The organism is Streptomyces sp. DSM 40750, assembly GCF_024612035.1.
Lineage (GTDB): Bacteria > Actinomycetota > Actinomycetes > Streptomycetales > Streptomycetaceae > Streptomyces.
The window spans coordinates 3,499,494-3,515,246 of record NZ_CP102513.1 but is presented as its reverse complement, the minus strand read 5'-3'; the positions used below and the strand labels follow the sequence as shown (position 1 = coordinate 3,515,246).

The window sequence follows — 15,753 nt, the reverse complement described above, 5'->3', positions numbered from 1 at the left end:
TACTCAGGCTCGGGGCTGCGACGGGAACGCGACGACGGTGCTCGCTGTGTCGTGCTCGGTCCGCAGCATCCGGTTGTCGTGGTGGAACGCGGCGATGACGGTGGCGGCGGCGGTCAGGCGACGGTTGAGCTCGGTGATCTCCTTCTTGGCCGCGGCGAGTTGTCGGCGGAGGTCGTCGATGTCGGCGTCGCGGCGGGCCTCGCCGGGAGTGAGGCTGCCATGGGCGGTGATGTGGGCGTCCCAGTCGGCCAGCACCGCCTTCGCGCGGAACATCGTGGCCGGGCTGACGCCCGCCTCCTGGGCGAGGTTGTTCTTCGTGAGCCGGCCGTCGCTGTGCTGCGGTTTGCCCGCCAGGAGCCGGTCCATAGCGTCGCGGAGTTTCTGCTCGGTCTTGGCCGAGACACCCGTGTCGTTCATCGTGCGGCCTTTCGCAGAACGGCCCGTGCTTCGTTCCGCTGCTGTTCGAGTGCCGCGCGATGCCCGGGGGCCAGGCGGCGGGTCTCCAGGAGCTTGGTGAGGGATCGCTCCTCGCTGTCCCAGATCTCGACGTGCTGGGGGCCGATCATGCTGTTGCCGCAGCGGTCCGGGCGGCAGCGGTCCGGCAGGGGGCCGGTATGGCCGGGTGGGATCACGGTGTTCTCCAGGCAGACGGCGCCGGCCGGGTTGGCGGCGTCGAACAGACAGTTGTTCAGGGTTCCGAAGCGGATGGAGATGCGGGCCTGCTTCAGCAGGGCGTGTTCGACTGTCGCGTCGCCTCCTTGGGCGGCGACGGTGTCACGGATCGTGTCGAAGGCGCGGGTCAGCTGGTCGACGCCAGGGCCGGACCCGATCGGCTCGTTCGCTTTGTGGGCGTCGAACAGGTCCCGCAGTCCGCGGAACCGGGCGGCTTCGATCGCCGCATCCAGGTGTTTGGCCCAGGATGTCGCGGGGGCGGCATAGCCCTGCGTGGTGCGGTTGGCCAGGGCCCGTGAGGCGACGTGCTTGAGCTGGATGCCCAGGGCGATCTCGGAGCCGGGGAACTGGTCGGTCAGCATGGACATGGTCCGGCGGAACATATGCGGGGCGACCCGCTCGGACGGAATGGGCTCCAGCCCGTTGACGTCGGTCCTGGCATTCACATGCTCGACGAACGCCTTGATCCCTCCGCCCGCCGTGAACCGTTCCGCGTTCCTGACCTCTCCAGCGATGCCGGTGAACAGCCGCTCGGGGTGCGAGGCGATCTCCTCAGCCAGGGCCAGGGCCCGGGCGACCGGCTCGATGATCCACCAGTGCTTTCGGGGGAAGTCCTCCTCGCCTTTGACCTCCGCCGAGACCACGGCCGGCGCCCCGAAGTACTCGACCACCGAGCCCTTGACTACCTCCTGGACCTCGGAGTCGCGCATCATGCTCAACGCGGTGACGAAGACGTAGCAGGCGACCCGGAGCATCTGGATCTCCCGCGTCAGGCTGCGGGGTGCGAGCCCGCGGCTCCAGCTGCCCGTCGTGCCGTCCGTGCGCCTGACCTGCACATACTCCGGCAGGACACTGGCGGTCGCGCACTGGCCGCGCTCCACCGCCTCCAGCACGATCTCCCGCAGGCCGCGGTCCTGGTTGAAGATCTGGGCCCGCTTGTCGATTCCGATCTGAAACGACAGCAGCCCCCAGTGGATCATGCCTGCGTCAGTGATCCGCGGCGGATGGCGCTCGTCGTGCAGCGGGACGAGGTTGCTCGGGTCGGCCAGCCAGACCCGCAGCCTGGCCTCGGCGCCCACTGACGACCGTGTCGCCTCTGCTTGGAGCTGCCGCCAGTGCTCCTGGGCTCGCAGGATGTCCGGGGCGAAGGTGTCGATGTAGGTCCAGGCGGCCCGGACCAGCGGGAACCACACCTCGGGTGGGATGACCGGCGTCGACAACGTCCGGGGACCGCTCGCTGAAACACCCGTAGCCGCTCGTGAGGACATGCCCGCCCAGGGATCGCGGAGCAGGCCGCCGCCGGTCAGCAGGGGCCCGCAGCGGTGCAGTTCACGGATCACTGTGATGTGACTGGTAACGGTGTTGACGGCCAGCCCCTCCTCCTTCAGTCCGGCGATGCGGACGTGCAGCTGGTGTTCGGGCCAGGCCCCGAGATCCTCAGGAAGGCCCCGCTCAGCGGCCCATGCCGCCAAGGCCCGCAAGGTCCCCACCCTCTTGATGGCAGTCCGGGGGTCGACCGGCCTGCGCGGGGTGGGGATCCCGGCGGCCAGCACCTTCGGATGCCGCGGGTTCAGCGAGATCATGGCCAGCTCGCGGGCCCTGAGACGCCAGGGGCCGGTGAAGCCGTCGAACTTCACCTTCCACTCGGCCGGGTGCAGGTTCGCCGGACGTTTCAGAACCCCATTTAGGTCCCACTGATCACACTGTCCGAAGAGCGGACTGACCGCGCCCGGCAGCAGGGAACGCGACGTCAGGACCGGTTCGTCCGCGCGGAAGGCCGCTTCGGCCAGTAGGTCGGGGGCTGTGCTGTTCATGCGTCGAACTCCGCTCGTGCGGCGAGGGGAAGCTGCAAGGTGGTGGTGCCCTCGGCGATGTGCTGGCGGGCGGTGGCGATCTCCGCCTCGGTCCGCTCGGCGAGGACCGCCGCCAGGTTGGCGGCGGTCTGCCCCCAAAGGGTCTGGAAGTGGACCGGGCTCAACCGGGTGCGCAACCCGTCCAAGTGGTCGCTGAACAACAGCAGTTGAGGCAGGTGCGAGGGCAGAATCCAAGCATTGCGGCACTCCAGGCAGCGCAACGGCGCGACCGTGCAGAGATCACCGGAGCGGGAGAACGGTGAGTCGAATGGATCACGGCAGCTGGTGACGCCCATCTCCATCGCCCCGCTGCGCAGGTCCTCGACCTGCTCGGCGCTCAGACCCAGTTCCCGCAGGGCCGGTGTGGGGTCCTCCTCTCCGAGCGCCGTCTCGGCCGCGGCGTCCAGGACGACGGGCCCGGCGATCGCCTTGTCGAACCACGACTGCTGGGCGGTGGTGATCACCTGTCCGGAGATCATCCGAAGGGTGGTGCCCTGCGCGTAGTGGCCGCGGAATGTCTCCTCGTGGTGGTCGTCCGCGATGTCGGTGATCCGGCCGCCGAAGGCGACGGCCTTCTCCACCTTCACCGACTTCCTCAGCCGCCGGACGTCGGCCCTGCCTTCCAGGTCGAGACCCATCTCCACCACCCACTGCCCGAAATGCCGCAGCCGTCCCCGGCCGACGGTGAACTGCACGTTGGGCGGCAGCGTTCCTTGCAGGAACAGCGGCGCCGGACGCGTGTCGTAGAGATCGCGCAACGGTGCGGTCGCCTCCATCAGCTGCCGGATGATCGCCGAGACTTCCAGACGGGGACGGTCCGCGTACTCCTGAACGTGCTCAACCGCGTTCAGCTTGTCGATGCGGGCGAAGGCGCGGCGGTGGATCCTGCGTGCCCGGTTCTTGGTCATGGTCAGCCGGATGCCGCCCTCGGTGAACTCCACCGAGTCCTCCGTCAGACTGGTCACCTCTTCCGGGGAATGACCGGTCGCAGCCATCAGGAGGACCCGGAAGGCGTGCAGGTCCCGCTCGTTGGGATAGAGCTGGTTCAGCAGGCCGCGGACCAGAAAGTAGCCGCGCAGCCCGCAGCTTCGTCCCTCGGTCCGGTTGTCCGGGATGATCGCTGCCAGCTCCGGCGCCAGGGGGAAGGGGACCGTTCTGGCCATCTCCTGGGGCGAGACGGCCTGGTGGGCCAGGGCCCAGAGCAGATCCGGCATCCTCGACCAGCCGCGTTCGGCAGGGTGTCCGCCGACGGCGACCATCTCCCATCCGGCCTTCAGCCGCTTGCGGAGCCGGGCGACGTCGTCCCAGGCTGCCCTGACCAGTGCGGCCTTGTCCTTGCGGGAGAACTCGTCCAGCTCCTGGGTGGTGCCCCAGGCCAGGCCGTGGTCCTGAGCGGCCACCTGTGCCAGCCGGGCGGCAAGCGCCCGCTCGGGATGCCGCTGGCGCCGGTTGATCAGAATGCGCAGGTTCGCCGCGAAGATTCCGGGGCGTGTCGAGCCGCGCGGATACTGGGTCGGCAGAGACTCTTCCCAGGCCAGCAGCACTGCGGGCAGGTCCGGGTCTGCCCTGGCCAGAGACGCCTCCGCTGCCCGGTCGGCCAGATGCGCGTCGACATGCTCGCAGAACATCCGCAGGCCTTGACGGTGCCTGCTGGCCGTGCCGGTCCTGCGGGCCGTTACCTCGATGTACTCGACCCACTCGTCCGCGAGTTCCGCCGCGAGCGTCCGGCAGGCGAACTGCGACGGATCGAAGCTCAGGACCCTCTTCTTGCCTCTGGAATCCGGCGTGACCACCTGCCGGACGCCGATCCTCGCCGGCCCCATTTCAGGGTCGTCGTGCCGGAAGTCCCGGCGCCGTTCACCGCGCCGCGGCATGACCGGACTCCTCGCCCCTCATGCCCCGCAGGGCGATGTCCGCGTAGGTTTCCTCGTCGCCGGCCGTCCACTGGGCGAACGCGGCGTCGACGTAGGACATCGGATCCTCCAGGTAGCGCAGGTACTCGTAGGTCACGGCCGGGCTCGAATGACCAAGCCTCCGGCTGACGATCAGCAGCGGGTTGAAGGCGATGTGCTCGGCCAGCGTCACCGTGCCCGCCCGGTCCGCCGTCCGCTCGCGCTCGGCCGCCCGTCGCATCAGGAAGTCCAACAGCCGCAGGGCGAACGTGTGCCGCAGGTCGTGGAACCGCCAGCGCCTCACGGGCAGTTGAGGGGCCCGCTCGTCCTCGCGGACCGCCGTCATCCGGTCCCATGCCTGGTAGCGGATCCGGTCCCAGGACGACGAGGTGAGCATCAGGCTTCCGTGACCGATGAACACCGCCAGTGGCTCCAGCCCGGCCGGTCCCTCATGGACCGTGACCCGCCGCAGCTTCGGCGGCATCGCCGACCAGGCGAACGCCCGGGTCCGGCCCTGCCAGCGTCCCCGCAGCCGGCGCCGTGCGTAGTCGATCTCGGCGACCACGAACAGGTCCCGGTGGCGCCGCTCCAGCGTGCGGGCCATCGCCTCGGCCATCTCCGGCCGCTCGATCAGCACGAACCGGTCCATCGAGGTCAGTGCGTCCGGTGGAACGTAGGCGATGCGGTGCTTCTTGTACTTCGCGCATGCCTGGAGGTCGAACTCCGCTCCTTCGCCGGGCCGCCGCCTCCCGACCGCGAGCTCCGGCAGCAGCACCGTCGACCACTCCTGCGGCCGCATCCCCGACGTCACCGCCAGGTCGGCAGCCGCCCGGCTCCGGTTCGGCGCCTGGCCGCGGAAGACCCGGTCCACCCCGCCGTCCAGGGTCTGTCCACCCAGTCCGACGTCCCGGAAGAACAGGTACTGCCCCAGAGTCAGGTGCCGGATGTCCATGTCCCGGCTCATCCCGGTGGACAGCGGGTTCGAGGAGCCGGCCGCCCGCAGCGGCGACGCTCGGCGCATGCCCTGCCCGACCATCCAGTCCAGCAGCGTGTTGATCACCGACGCCTCACGGTCCCAGACCGTCCCTCCCACCGGCACGTCCTGCAACTCCGTGCGCGACCGCCGGTAGGCCACCAGATCGGACTCCACGGCCGTGCCCAAATCCCGGCCCCGCTCTGCGAGGAACTCCATCACCCGCAGCACGATGTAGGCGTAGTGCCGCAGTGTGTCCTCCGGATCGCGCCCCAGGTAGGCCAAGTGGCGAAACCAGGAACAGGCCGGCTCCACCGGCTGCATCTGATCGTCCACGATCACCGGCAGACGATCCGGCAAAGCCCGGAAGTCCAGCCGCCGTAGGGCCTCCTCCTCAACTTCGCCGTACAACTCGGGCCGTTCCTGTACGCGGGCCCGGCTGACGAAGAACAGATCCACTACCCCTCCGACTGAGAGAACTCACAACCATCGGAGGTAACGAAGCAGCCCGCAAAAAGTGTTGGGCGACCCCTTCGGGGCCGCCCAACAAATGAGAGTGTCTGGAACTAGCAGGAGAAGAGCTGCTGGCCAATGTCGTACGTCACGTCCCCGACCGGCGCTGCACGCTGCTGTTGCTCAGGGCGGCGGCCGGGGTGCGGGTGGAGGTCGGCGACGGTTCGGAGCAACTGCCCGTTGTGCGGGAGGACTTGGCGTCGGAGGCGGTCGGCGGGCGCGGCCTCGTGCTGCTGGACGCGGTGGCGGACAAGTGGGGGGTGGGGCCCCGGCTCGCCGGCGGCAAGACCGTGTGGTTCGAGTGCCGGGGTGACGACAGCGGCTGATGGTGGTGCGGGGGACGTGTGAGTCGGAGATGATGTGGGATCTTCGGCAGGGCCCTGGGGGCCCGAGGCCTGTGGCAGGGCGGGGGGTTGCGGGTGGAGGCGTTCGAGGCGCTGGAAGCGGGGGATCCGGAGCAGGTCGGGCGGTACCGGATCGTGGCGCGGCTGGGTGCGGGCGGAATGGGCCGGGTGTATCTGGGGCGCTCGCCGGGCGGCCGGGCGGTGGCGGTGAAGGTGGTGCGCTCCGAACTGGCCGAGGACGGCGAGTTCCGGCGCCGCTTCGCCCGGGAGGTGGCCGCCGCCCGACGGGTCAACGGGGTGTTCACCGCCGGTGTCGTGGACGCCGATCCGGAGGGCTCGCCGGCATGGCTTGCGACGGCGTATGTGCCGGGCGTCGTGTTGGGCGATGCCGTGACCGCGCACGGGCCCTGGCCGCAGGGCCCGGTGCTGGCGCTCGGCGCGGGCCTCGCCGAGGCGCTGGAGGCGATCCACGCGGCCGGTGTGGTCCACCGGGACCTCAAACCGTCGAACATCATCCTCGCGGCGGACGGACCACGGGTGATCGATTTCGGGATCTCGGTGGCTCATGAGGCCAGCGCGTTGACCCGGACCGGCATGGTGGTGGGGACGCCGGGGTTCATGTCCCCCGAGCAGCTGACCGGTAAGCCGATCGGGCCCGCCAGCGATGTCTTCTCCCTCGGGGCGGTGCTGGCATTCACCGCAACGGGGTCGGGGCCGTTCGGGACTGGCTCGGGGCATGCCCTGAGCTTCCGCGTCGTCTACGAGGAACCCGACCTGCAGCAACTCCCGCCCGTTCTGGGGTCCGTGGTGGCCCGCTGCCTGGCCAAGCGACCCGACCAGCGCCCGACGGTGGCCACGCTGTTGGACCAGCTGGCCGAGGCCGCCGACGCCGCCGAGACAGACGCCGAAGCCGAAGCCGACATCGACACCGACGCGGGGGAGGCCATCCCCCGTATACCTACTCAGCCCGGCTGGCTCCCCGCGCCGGTCGCCGCAACTCTGCACTCACGCACCACCACGCACCGGCCCACGGTCCCATCACCGGCATCGGCACCGGAGCAGCCCGCCCCCGTACCTGCCCCGGCCCCTGCCCCCACCCCCACCCCGGCCCCGGAACCGACCGAGCCATCCGACCCTGAGCCCTCGCCGCCCTCGCTCAAGAGCCCGGAGGCGGCAACAACCGGTGTCCGTCCAACCGTGCTCCCGACAATGCCGTCGCGTCGGCGGGCCCTGCTCGGCCTCGGCGGGGCCGCTGTCGCGGGACTGGGCTTCGCCGGCTGGAAGTTCGGCGACGGCGACTCGTCCACCGAAGAGCCCGGGGCTCAGCCCGATTCCAGCCGAAGACCCGGCTCATCCCCCACTCCCACTCCCACTGCCCCGTCCGGCGTGGAGCGGTGGAAGTTCGCCACGGGCGACCTGCTGTACGCGTCGCCGACCGTCGCCGGTGGCGTCGTCTACATCGGCAGCGACTCCAACAACCTGTACGCGCTGGACACCGCCACCGGGGGAGAGCGGTGGACGTTCCCCGCCGGTGGAAAGGTGTGGACGTTGGCCAACAGTGCCGGCGTGAGCTCGGGGCCGGCCGTCGCCGACGGGACGGTCTACGAAAGCAGTGCGGACGGCAATCTGTACGCGGTGGACGTCGGCACCGGCAATGAGCGGTGGAAATTCCCCATCGGCAAGCACGGAAGCTCGTCGCCGACCGTGGTCGACGGCGTTGTGTACGTCGGCGGTGGGGGCGGAGTTGTGTACCGCCTCGGCCCAGGGGGACGCAACGACTACGAAAACGGCCATGTGTACGCGGTCGACGCCGGTACCGGAGAGCAGCGGTGGAAATTCACCACCCGCAGCTCGGCCGACGCGGCACCGACCGTCGCCGACGGGGTGGTCTACGCCGGCTGTCTGGACGGCACGGTCTACGCGGTGGATGCCGGCACCGGCAAGCAGCAGTGGAAATTCACCGCCCGTAACTACGTGGTTGAATCCCCGGTCGTCGTCGACGGCGTGGTCTACGTCAGCAGCCAGGACTACAACCTGTACGCCCTGGACGCCGTGACCGGCAAGCAGCGATGGAGATTCCCTGCCAACAAAGGCGTGAGCGCGCCGGCCGTCGTCGACGGGATCGCCTACGTGGGCAGCGGGGACGGCAACCTGTATGCCGTGGACGTCGGCACCGGCAAGCAGCGATGGAAGTTCCGCGTCGGCAAATCCGTGAGCGCACCGGTCGTCGCCTACGGGACGGTCTACGTGGGCAGTCATGACGGCAGCCTGTACGCGGTGGACGCCGGCACCGGCAAGCAGCAGTGGAAATTCCGCACGGGCAGCTCCGTGTACTCGACGCCGGCCGTCGCCGACGGCGTGGTCTACGTCAGCAGCCTGAACGGCGTCCTGTACGCGGTGACGTAGTAACCGGCCGACGTGAGCCTCGGGGCATGGGGAGGCGCCTGCGGCGGCCGGGGCGCGGACCTCGGGGAGGGCGTCAGCTCGCGAGGTTGCTGAGGGTGGAGTCCCAGGAGTGGTCGCTGTTGCCGGTGACGACCTGGTCCTTCTTGAGGGACTTGGTGCCGGCGCTCTTGAACTTGGGCGTGGCCGTCCAGATGGTGTAGCCGTCCATCATGTTGACCTCGGGGTAGATGCGGCTGGCGGACGGCTTGATGGCGAAGGCGGCGTTGAAGTTCGTGCCCCGGTGGCTCGCCTTCGTGCCCTTGCCGGTGACGTCGCCCTGCTTGGTGGTCTGGTAGGTCAGCTCGGTGGTCATCGAGGTGACCGGGATGTTGAAGATCCGCTCGGTCGTCGTGACCGTCAGGGTGATGGACTTGGTGGTCTTGCCCGGGCGGGAGGCGGCGACCGTACGGCCGGTGAAGACGACGTCCTTGTTGTAACGGACCGTCTTCTGCTTGGCCAGGCTCGGGGTGTCGCCGTGCTGGGTGACGCTGAACGCCTTGTACACCTTGGCGTTCTGCAGATAGCCGACGAACGCCTTCTGCTTGGCCGCGGGCAGTTTGCCGAACGCCTTGCGTGTGTCGGAGGCTCCCGGCGCCTTCTGCAGCCAGCTCTTGTAGGCACCCACGGTCAGCTTCGCGGGCGCCTTGGCGGCCGCGGCGTCGGCCTGCCCGGCGGCGAACGCCTGCCCGGATCCGCCGAGCAGGGCGATGGAGACGGCTGCGGCGATCGCGGTCGCGGCGATGCGGTTGCTGCGCTTGCGCACGGTGAATTCCCCTCGTCACACCAGTGGTTGCCGGTGTGCTGCTTGTTGTTCTTGGTGTTGCGACGAAGGTACGAGCGCGCGAGGTGGGACGACATTGTCTCTTGGGGCAGTGTCCGGGAGGGCAGGGGCAGGGGCAGGGGCAGGGTCACGCGGCGAGGCCGTTCACGCTGTCCGACTGATCCGGTACGGGGGATGGCGAAGGCGGCGGCCCGGGGATCGGGGGCCGCCGCCTTCAGATGGGAAAGCCGTGCCGGTTGCTGGTCAGCTGGTCAGCTGGTCAAGCGTGAGTGCTGATCAGTACCAGTTGTTGGCCTGCCAGAAGTTCCACGCGCCACAGGGGCTGCCGTAGCGGTCCTTCATGTAGTCCACGCCCCATTTGATCTGGGTGGCGGCGTTGGTCTTCCAGTCGGAGCCGGCGGAGGCCATCTTCGAGCCGGGGAGTGCCTGGACCAGGCCGTAGGCACCGGAGGACGCGTTCGTCGCGTTGACGTTCCAGTCGCTCTCGTGGTCGACGATGTTGGAGAAGCACTCGTACTGGGCCGAGTCCCCGATCATCTTCTTCGCGACAGCCTGGGCCTGAGAGGCGTCCGACGCGGCCTGGGCGGGCGCGGCGGCGAGCAGGGCACCGGTGGCGGCAGCGGCCAGGGTGGCACCGGCGAGGGCCTTCTTCGGGGAGGCGATGCGGCGGAGGACGGAGATGGTCACAGGGAACCTTTTCTTCGGGGACATGGCCGTCGCGGGCATGCCTTCACCACGTGATGTGCGGTGGGGGCGTAGGTCGGCGCCGAGGCCCGGGTGGGCTCGTCGGCGCCGTTGCGACTCATCCAGAGAAGCAGCCGGAGCGGCAGTCCGCAATGACCCCTTTTGCTAGTTGTGGCCGTATCCGCCCTAAAGACACTCCCTGTGACGCGGCTCTCAATCCGCAGGTCAGCGGCCATAAAGGCGTGCACATGCCACGCACTTCGATCTACGACCCCGCTTCGTATGTGACGTGGGTCCTGTGGGGTGGTTCACGGTTCAGGTAGCGGACGGTGTGTGGTGCCTCACCTGTCGGTCATCGCGGGGGCGGGTGAATGTGACCGCGCTCTCGAGGGCCGTCAGTGCCCCGGGATAGGTTCGGGCCATGCGTACGGGGAGATTGCTTGGGGCGGGACGTACGGCCGACGTGTACGAAATCCACGACGACGAACGCGAGTCCGGAAGGACCGGGCGCGACGGCCCCGGCGGGACCGGCGGCCTCGGCGGGAGCGACGGCGCGTGGGTGTTGCGGCGCTATCGGGACGGCTGGGGGGACGCGGCCGCGGAGGCCGAGGTCATGGAGTACGTGCGGGGTCACGGGTACCCCGTGCCGCGCGTGCGCTCGGCGACCCGCACGGAGATGGTGCTGGAGCGGCTGTCCGGGCCGACCATGGTCGAGGCCTTCGCCGCCGGCCTGCTCGACCCCGCGCAGGCCGGCGCCATCCTGGCCCGCCTCCTGCACGACCTGCACGCCCTCCCGCCCCGCCTCCCGCGCGACCTGCACGCCCTCCCGCCCCGCAATCACGCGGTCTCCCAGCCCGGCGGCTCAGGTCCCGCCACCCCGACGGCGCTGCCCCGCGTCCTCCATCTGGACCTGCACCCCGAGAACGTCATCGTCACGCCTCACGGCCCCCAGGTCATCGACTGGAACAACGCCGAGGAGGGCCCGCCCGGCCTCGACTGGGGCGTCTCCGCGATGATCCTCGCCCAAGTTGTCGTCGACACCGCCGACTCCCGCGCCGACATGGCCCACGCGACCCTCGCCTCCCTCCTCGCCCACCAGCCCGACGGCCCCTCCGCACTGACGGACGAGGGCCTCGTGGAGGCGGCGCGACGCCGGGCGGCCAACCCGACGATGACCGCGCGCGAGGTCGAACTCATCGGGGATGCGGAGGAGTTGATCCGATGCCTCGCCGGTTCGAGGATGACCTGAAGGTGTGGCGGCCCGGCTCCTGTGGAACCACGCGCCCCCGGCCCCTCCTCACACCGCCACATACGTCACCGGATCGCTCCCCGTCACCGCCTCCGCGCTCCCCAGTTTCACCAGTCGCCGCAGATGGGCCTCGGCCTCCGAGACGGCGATGTTGCGGGAGCCGAAGGGGATCTGGGACCAGGGGCGGTTCCATTCCATGCGTTCGGCGAGTTGCCAGGGGGTGAGGGGCTCGGCGAGGAGGGTGAGCAGGCCGGTGAGCCGGGACTCGTGGTGGGCCAGCAACTCCCGTACGCGGGCGGCGGTGTCGGTGAACGCGTACTGGTGGGCCGGGAGGACCTCGGCGGGGGCGAGGCGGCCGACGCGTTCGAGGGAGTCGAGGTAGTCGCCGAGGGGGTCGGTGACGGTGTCGTCGTCCGGGTCCTCGTACAGGCCGATGTGCGGGCTGATCTCGGGGAGGAGGTGGTCGCCGGAGAACAGCCGTCCATGGCCCGGTAGTTGGGCGGGGTGGGTTTCCTCCAGGTGGAGGCAGACGTGGCCGGGGGTGTGGCCCGGCGTCCAGATCGCGCGGACTCGGCGGCCGGGGAGGGCGAGGAGTTCGCCGGGAGCTATCTCGCGGTCGGGCAGTGCCGGGGAGAAGCCGGGCAGGGCGCGGGGGCGGCGCGGGGTACGCAGGGGGGCCAGGTGTTCCTCGGGGGCGCCGGCGGCCGTGAGCTTGTCCGTCATGTACGAGAACCAGCGGTCCGGGCCGGTGCCGCGGGTGCGCCGTACGATCGCCGTGTCCGCCGCGTGCATCGCGATCCACGCGCCGGAGGCCTCGCGCACCGCGCCCGACAGGCCGTGGTGGTCGGGGTGGTGATGGGTGATCACGACGCCGTGGATCTCCGCGATCGACGTGCCGCACGCCGTCAGGCCCGTGGTGAGTGTGTCCCACGATGCCGGGTCGTCCCAGCCGGTGTCGACCAGTACCGGTCCGTGGTCGGTGTCGACGACGTACACGAGTGTGTGGCCGAGCGGGTTGTCCGGGATGGGGACCTCGATGGACCGTACGCCTCCGCCGTGGTCGTGCACGTGTGTCATGGGCTCCCCTGTCGTCGATGCCCCGATCGCCGCACTGCCGCCACTATAACTAGAACGGGTTCCACCTAGGGGTTGCCGCCGCGTTTCTTTCGCCCCCGCCGCGCGGGAGAGCTCGGGGGGTGGGGTTCGTGGGCGGGTGCGGGTGGTGTGTGGTTGCTCGCGCAGTTCCCCGCGCCCCTTGAAAGCCCCGGGCGCGCCCCATGTTTTTCAGGGGCGCGGGGAACTGGGCCGCGTTGGCGAAGTGGTCCCGGCCCGTGGACTCCTCCCACTGGAACTGGTATCAGTTCACTATCTGAATCTGATGGATCGTCAGAGAGAGAAGCGAACTGGCTCCGGGAGGCAGTCGGCCATGACCGAGCTCGTGGAACACGGACAGCTGTTCATCGGCGGGGAGTTGACCGACCCCCTGGGTACGGACGTCATCGAGGTGGTCTCGCCGCACACCGAGGAGGTCATCGGACGGGTACCGCACGCCTCACGGGCGGACGTCGACCGGGCCGTGGCCGTGGCGCGGCAGGCCTTCGACCATGGGCCCTGGCCCCGCACGACCCTCGACGAACGCATCGAGGTCGTCGCCCGGATCAAGGACGCCTTCGCCGTACGCCACGAGGAGTTCGCCCGGATCATCAGCTCCGAGAACGGCACCCCGTACACCTCCAGCGTGATGGTGCAGGCGCTCGCCTCACTGATGGCATGGGACGCGGCGATCACGACGGCGCGCGACTTCACGTACGAGGAACGGCGGGACGGCGTCCTCGGCAAGATCCTGGTCCGGCGCGAGCCCGTCGGGGTCGTCGCGGCGGTCGTCCCCTGGAACGTCCCGCAGTTCACCGCCGCCGCCAAACTCGCCCCCGCCCTGCTCGCGGGCTGCCCGGTGATCCTGAAGGTGTCGCCCGAAACGCCCCTGGACGCCTACCTGTTGGCGGAGATCGCCGCCGAGGCCGGCCTGCCCGAAGGCGTGCTCTCCATCCTCCCCGCCGACCGCGAGGTCAGCGAGTACCTGGTCGGGCACCCGGGCGTCGACAAGGTCTCCTTCACCGGCTCGGTCGCCGCCGGCAAGCGGGTCATGGAGGTCGCCGCCCGCAACCTCACCCGCGTCACCCTGGAGCTGGGCGGCAAGTCGGCGGCCGTGATCCTGCCGGACGCCGACGCGGGGACCGCCGTCAACGGCATCGCCCCCTTCGCCTGGATGATCAACGGCCAGGCCTGCGTCGCCCAGACCCGCATCCTCGTCCCCCGCTCCCGCTACGACGAGTTCGCCGAGGCCTTCGCGGCGGCCGCCTTCGCGCTGAAGGTCGGCGACCCCCTGGACCCGGCCACCGAACTCGGCCCCCTCGTCGCCCAGCGCCAGCAGCGCCGCAGCCTCGACTACATACGCATCGGCCAGGAGGAAGGCGCCAAGATCCTCACCGGCGGTGGCCGCCCGGCCGGCCTCGACCGCGGCTGGTACGTCGAACCGACCCTCTTCGGCGACGTCGACAACTCCATGCGCATCGCCCGCGAGGAGATCTTCGGCCCGGTGATCTGCCTCCTCCCGTACAGCGACGAGGCCGAGGCCGTACGCATCGCCAACGACTCCGACTACGGCCTCAGCGGCAGCGTCTGGACCGCCGACGACGAACACGGCATCGACATCGCCCGCCAGGTCCGCACCGGTACCTACTCCGTCAACACCTTCAGCCTCGACATGCTCGGCCCCTTCGGCGGCTACAAGAACTCCGGCCTGGGGCGCGAGTTCGGCCCCGAGGGCTACGGCGAGTATCTGGAACACAAGATGATCCATCTGCCCGCCGGCTACGAGCCGCCCGCCACCGTCGTCGCGGGGAAGGGGGTCGGGTGATGGGCGACCGCTGGCGCGTGGAGGTGGACCGCTCCCTCTGCATCGGCTCGGCCCAGTGCACCCATCTCGCCCCGGACGCCTTCCACCTCGACTCCGCCATGCAGTCCCACCCCGCCGAACCGGAGACCGACGCCAACGAACGCATCCTGAAGGCGGCCGAGGGCTGCCCGGTGGAGGCGATCGCGATCTCCCTGCCGGGGAGTGGGGAGCCGGTGTTCCCGCCGGAGGAGTAGGGGCTTACGCTCTGCGGTCGGCAAGGGAACGAGCGGGAACCAGGGCGGGGAAAGCGTGCGGAAGTCCGAGGCGAAAGAGCTGATCAAGCAGGCGTACGCGGCCTGGGAGGCCGAGGAGTGGCAGCGCGCCGCCGATCTCTACGAACAGGTGCTCGCCCATTTCCCGGACGAGAAGCCGAGCGCGGAATGGTGGTACGACGCCGCGCTCGGCCACAAGTTCCTGCGCAACTGGGAGAAGGCGTACGAACTCGGCGTCCAGGCCGCCGCCCGCTCACCGCGCGGCGAGGGCGACCCCGCGTACTGGAACCTCGGCATCGCCGCCACGATCCGCCGCGACTGGACCACCGCCCGCGACGCCTGGGCCGGCTTCGGCATCGAACTCCCGGACGGCGAGGGCGAGATCAACGACGGCTTCGGCCACGCCTGCGTCCGCCTGGACACCGACGGCGAACGCGAGGTCGTCTGGGTCGAACGCCTCTGCCCGACCCGCGGCCGTGTCGTGAACGTCCCGGTGACCACCGGTCGCCGCTACGGCGAGATCGTCCTCCACGACGGCCAGCCCAACGGCGAACGCGTCGTCGACGGCACGACCTACCCCGTCTTCGACGAACTCCTCCTCTTCGAGCCGTCGGATCTCCCCACCTTCCAGGTCACGGTCGACGCCGCCGAGCCCGCCGAGCTGGAAGCCCTGGTCGCCCTCTTCACCGACCACGACTTCGGCGCCGAGCCGGTCGGCAGCCTGACGATGCACTGCGCCTGCTGCAGCGAGGGCACCCTCCACACGGAGCGCAGCGTCCACGCCGGCGTCCAGCGCGTCTCCCTGGCGGCCCCGGAGGACGAGGCCCGGCGGCTGCTGGAGCAGTGGGCGGGGGAGAAGGCGATCGGGCGCGGCTGGAGCGGGCTGGAGGCCGTGGGCTAGCGGGGTGGGGCAGTGCGATCCACACGGTCCCCGGATGTCCAAAAAAATACCTTTTAGGGGGTTGTGTTCTCGCGTGGGTGTTCTACTCTGTTAATAGGCCTACGGGACGAGTGAGGGAGCCGACCGGAGTAGCCGACATGGGCGAGAGGTAGCAGATCCGCCGGTGCCGACGTCGACGGTCGGGCTGAGAGGTCAGAAGGTTGCTAGGACAGGACCTGATGGCGACCCCCAGCACCTGATCCGGGTAATACCGGCGCAGGGAACCCGTCTCGTAGGTC

13 protein-coding genes are annotated in these 15,753 nt (G+C 69.9%); 6 read left to right on the top strand and 7 right to left on the bottom strand.

What is annotated here, in order from left to right; translation table 11 throughout:
• Window positions 1-3: 3 nt before the first annotated feature.
• The 4 genes from JIX55_RS15620 to JIX55_RS15605 are packed head-to-tail and all read right to left on the bottom strand — an operon-like array spanning window position 4 to window position 5,849.
• Complete coding sequence (locus JIX55_RS15620; RefSeq protein WP_257563929.1) at window positions 4-417, bottom strand: hypothetical protein; 414 nt, start codon at window positions 415-417, stop codon at window positions 4-6.
• Window positions 414-2,486, bottom strand: coding sequence for an integrase (locus JIX55_RS15615; protein ID WP_257563928.1), 2,073 nt, complete (start codon window positions 2,484-2,486; stop codon window positions 414-416). Before JIX55_RS15615 ends, JIX55_RS15620 begins: the two co-directional genes overlap by 4 nt.
• A complete protein-coding gene (locus JIX55_RS15610) occupies window positions 2,483-4,399 on the bottom strand; it encodes a hypothetical protein (protein ID WP_257563927.1) in 1,917 nt (638 codons plus the stop codon). Before JIX55_RS15610 ends, JIX55_RS15615 begins: the two co-directional genes overlap by 4 nt.
• Window positions 4,383-5,849, bottom strand: coding sequence for a hypothetical protein (locus tag JIX55_RS15605; RefSeq protein WP_257563926.1), 1,467 nt, complete (start codon window positions 5,847-5,849; stop codon window positions 4,383-4,385). Before JIX55_RS15605 ends, JIX55_RS15610 begins: the two co-directional genes overlap by 17 nt.
• 173 nt (window positions 5,850-6,022) lie before the next feature.
• Between JIX55_RS15605 and JIX55_RS15600 the strand changes: the two genes are divergently transcribed.
• Together JIX55_RS15600 and JIX55_RS15595 are read left to right on the top strand one after the other, a co-directional pair.
• Window positions 6,023-6,229, top strand: coding sequence for a hypothetical protein (locus JIX55_RS15600; RefSeq protein WP_306820005.1), 207 nt, complete (start codon window positions 6,023-6,025; stop codon window positions 6,227-6,229).
• 93 nt (window positions 6,230-6,322) lie between these two features.
• On the top strand, window positions 6,323-8,653 hold the full coding sequence (locus JIX55_RS15595) for an outer membrane protein assembly factor BamB family protein (RefSeq protein WP_257563925.1): 2,331 nt from the start codon (window positions 6,323-6,325) through the stop codon (window positions 8,651-8,653).
• 73 nt (window positions 8,654-8,726) lie between these two features.
• Here JIX55_RS15595 and JIX55_RS15590 read toward each other — a convergent pair whose 3' ends face one another.
• Window positions 8,727-9,455, bottom strand: a complete 729-nt coding sequence (locus JIX55_RS15590) for a hypothetical protein (protein ID WP_257563924.1) — start codon at window positions 9,453-9,455, stop codon at window positions 8,727-8,729.
• 294 nt (window positions 9,456-9,749) lie between these two features.
• Window positions 9,750-10,199 carry a transglycosylase SLT domain-containing protein gene (locus JIX55_RS15585; protein ID WP_443046423.1) on the bottom strand — a complete coding sequence of 150 codons (450 nt, stop codon included), beginning with the start codon at window positions 10,197-10,199 and terminating at the stop codon, window positions 9,750-9,752.
• Between the two features lie 379 nt (window positions 10,200-10,578).
• Between JIX55_RS15585 and JIX55_RS15580 the strand changes: the two genes are divergently transcribed.
• Window positions 10,579-11,406, top strand: a complete 828-nt coding sequence (locus JIX55_RS15580; RefSeq protein ID WP_257563923.1) for a phosphotransferase family protein — start codon at window positions 10,579-10,581, stop codon at window positions 11,404-11,406.
• Between the two features lie 48 nt (window positions 11,407-11,454).
• Here JIX55_RS15580 and JIX55_RS15575 read toward each other — a convergent pair whose 3' ends face one another.
• Window positions 11,455-12,483: an MBL fold metallo-hydrolase gene (locus JIX55_RS15575; protein WP_257563922.1), complete on the bottom strand. Its 1,029-nt coding sequence runs from the start codon at window positions 12,481-12,483 to the stop codon at window positions 11,455-11,457.
• A gap of 349 nt (window positions 12,484-12,832) precedes the next feature.
• Here JIX55_RS15575 and JIX55_RS15570 point away from each other — a divergent pair, with 349 nt between their 5' ends.
• Genes JIX55_RS15570 through JIX55_RS15560 form a run of 3 tightly spaced genes read left to right on the top strand, consistent with a single transcriptional unit; the run spans window position 12,833 to window position 15,475 of the window.
• Entirely contained in the window at window positions 12,833-14,323 is a 1,491-nt protein-coding gene (locus JIX55_RS15570) for an aldehyde dehydrogenase (protein ID WP_257563921.1), read from the top strand.
• A complete protein-coding gene (locus tag JIX55_RS15565; RefSeq protein WP_257563920.1) occupies window positions 14,323-14,556 on the top strand; it encodes a ferredoxin in 234 nt (77 codons plus the stop codon). Before JIX55_RS15570 ends, JIX55_RS15565 begins: the two co-directional genes overlap by 1 nt.
• Window positions 14,557-14,611: 55 nt before the next feature.
• Window positions 14,612-15,475 carry a tetratricopeptide repeat protein gene (locus JIX55_RS15560; protein WP_257563919.1) on the top strand — a complete coding sequence of 288 codons (864 nt, stop codon included), beginning with the start codon at window positions 14,612-14,614 and terminating at the stop codon, window positions 15,473-15,475.
• The last annotated feature ends 278 nt before the right edge of the window (window positions 15,476-15,753 follow it).